This window comes from Ruminococcus sp. (assembly GCF_016283395.1).
The window spans coordinates 1-2,397 of the sequence record NZ_JAEEMU010000025.1 but is presented as its reverse complement, the minus strand read 5'-3'; the positions used below and the strand labels follow the sequence as shown (position 1 = coordinate 2,397).

Sequence of the window (2,397 nt, the reverse complement as noted above, 5' to 3'; positions counted from 1 at the left end):
CTGTAGTCACAGGAGAGGAAATCCTCAGAAAGACTACAAGGAGATAATTATTATGAACAACGAAAAATTAACTTCAAAGATCAAAAACATAAGCAGAATATCAGTGGTGGGACTTATAGTTTACTTAGGTCTGGCGGTATACGCCCTTTTCCCTGACGCTAAGAGCGGTTTTATTGACGGCTGGAACTCTGTTGATGAGGGCGGCAGCGACCTGCCTGCGTGGAAGGCGATACTTGGTGTGCTTTGTGCAGTTGTCATGATAACTGCGGTTGTTATAGCCATAGTCGCAGGTCTGCAGCTTCTCTTCGGAATGAGCCGCGGAGCTTCGCCCTTTACCGAAAAGATAAGCCGTACTATCAGAAATATGGGCGTGAGCCTTATAGTTCTTGAGGTTTCAAAAGCACTTTTCAAGTATATGTATGAAGAAACAATAGAAATAGGTATGCTCTGGCTTGCAGGCATAGTTCTTTACGCCTTTTCACTGGTTTTCCGCTATGGAACAATTTTACAGAAAGAGTCAGACGAGACATTATAAGAACAAAGGAGAGATCAATATGAATAAAACAAAAACAGAAGCCATGATAAAGAGAAGCAGCCTCATTGTAATGATAATAGCTGCTCTTGAGACAGCCCTTTCGGTGACCTTAGCGGTAATGGCATACCAAACCTCTAAAGAACTGCATCCTGCTTTCAATAAGATAATGTTAGGAGAGTGTTCAAATTATGCTTTCAATGGGGCAACATTCTTTATTGAGATGATAATTTTCTACAGGATATTCCGAAGCGGCAGACCGTTTACAAACGACAATATAACAGCAGTCAGAGTTATAGCCGCACTGTCACTTATCGGCAGTATCATCACTGCATTGATAAGGCACAGCACAGGTATGTCGTTCATATCGGCATTATTCTCTTCGATCTTTTCAGTATTCGGAGCTGTAGTTTTCCTGTTCTTTGCCGAGATAATGCGCTACGGCAAGCTTCTCCAGATCGAGTCTGACGAGACTTTATGAGGTGAGCGCATATGTCGATAATTTTAAGACTTGACCGCGTAATGGCGGACAGAAAGATAAGCCTTAACGAGCTCAGCGACCGTGTTGGGGTAAGCAATGTTAATTTGTCAAAGCTGAAAACAGGCAAGGTAAGTGCAATTCGCTTCTCCACACTCAACGCCATATGCAAGGCGCTGAACTGCCAGCCCGGAGATATACTTGAATTCACAGACGACGAAGAATAAATTTTTTTAAACTCTCTGCACAATTACTCATTCCTCAAGTGTGTTGTATATGAAAGGAGGTCACAGCAATGAATAATGACAGTACTGCATTATACGCATTCAGAAAATACGGAAACACAGTTCTGCGCGCAGCCTTTGCGTTCTGCGGCAGCTATGCCGAGGCAGAGGATATAGTTCAGGACGTTTTCCTTTCATTACACACAACACCCCGATCCTTTAATGACGATGAACATCTTAAAGCGTGGCTTCTCAGGGTAACGATAAACAAGTGCAAAAATCTCAGGAGAAGCTTTCGCTTCAGCCGTACCTGTTCTATCGACGAGCTGGAACAGTCCGAGGCTATATATGGGATAAGCACCGAAGGGCGCGAACTGCGCCGACAGATATCGGAGCTTCCGCGGAAGTATGCCGAGGTCATATTCCTTTACTATTATGAGGGCTACAGCATAAAAGAAATAGCCGAGATAACAGAAAAGAACGAGAACACGGTTGGTTCATTACTGAAAAGGGGACGGGAAAAGTTAAGAGCTGAACTTGAAAAGGAGGATGAGTCATGCGGAGAGACGATTATAAAGACGCTCTGAATGAGCTTCAGCTCAGCAGTAAATTCTGCGAAGAAATGGAGAAAAAGCTTGCAGGAATTGAGCAAAAAACAGAAGATGAGTACGAAGACGTCGTAACTCATGTTGACGTAATAAAGCCAAAGAGATTTCGCGGACTTGCAATAGCTGCGGCATTTGTTATATGTGCAGGAGCTATCGGCGGCGGAGCGTATTACAAATACAGTGAAAGAAGCGGTATAGAGCCTCATGGCGAGCAAAGGATATATAATGAACGTAACTGCCATTTCCCCTTTGCTACACTTCCGCTCCATGATGCAGTATTCAATGCAACCGACAGAGTCATTAATGCGACTGTTGTGGGTTATGACGATATAGCAAAGAAGCTTTGTGATTATTTTGAAAGTATTGAATGGAAAGAATTAGAAGTTGAAAAAGATACGGTGTATAAAGAGAGTTATATGTACTCTTATTCAGGAGTCAGCTTTTCGATCAATAATTATAAAGTCGTTATAAAGTCTGATGATAATGCATATGTGACACGAAGGATAATAAAAGACACCAGCGGAAAAGAACTGGAAGAAGAAAAGGATTTTATCC

General features: G+C 42.5%; 5 protein-coding genes. All 5 read left to right on the top strand.

Annotation, left to right across the window (positions count from 1 at the left end; all coding sequences use genetic code 11):
• The coding region (locus tag QZZ41_RS00500) for a DUF2975 domain-containing protein (protein ID WP_295066677.1) at positions 1–535 on the top strand (535 nt) is incomplete at its 5' end.
• 19 nt (positions 536–554) lie between these two features.
• Positions 555–1,013 (top strand): hypothetical protein, encoded by a 459-nt coding sequence (locus tag QZZ41_RS00495; protein ID WP_295066675.1) that lies wholly within the window; start codon positions 555–557, stop codon positions 1,011–1,013.
• A gap of 11 nt (positions 1,014–1,024) precedes the next feature.
• Positions 1,025–1,237 carry a helix-turn-helix transcriptional regulator gene (locus QZZ41_RS00490; protein ID WP_295066674.1) on the top strand — a complete coding sequence of 71 codons (213 nt, stop codon included), beginning with the start codon at positions 1,025–1,027 and terminating at the stop codon, positions 1,235–1,237.
• Positions 1,238–1,305: 68 nt separating this feature from the next.
• Positions 1,306–1,821, top strand: coding sequence for an RNA polymerase sigma factor (locus QZZ41_RS00485; protein WP_295066671.1), 516 nt, complete (start codon positions 1,306–1,308; stop codon positions 1,819–1,821).
• The coding region (locus tag QZZ41_RS00480) for a hypothetical protein (RefSeq protein ID WP_295066668.1) at positions 1,791–2,397 on the top strand (607 nt) is incomplete at its 3' end. The genes QZZ41_RS00485 and QZZ41_RS00480, both read left to right, overlap by 31 nt.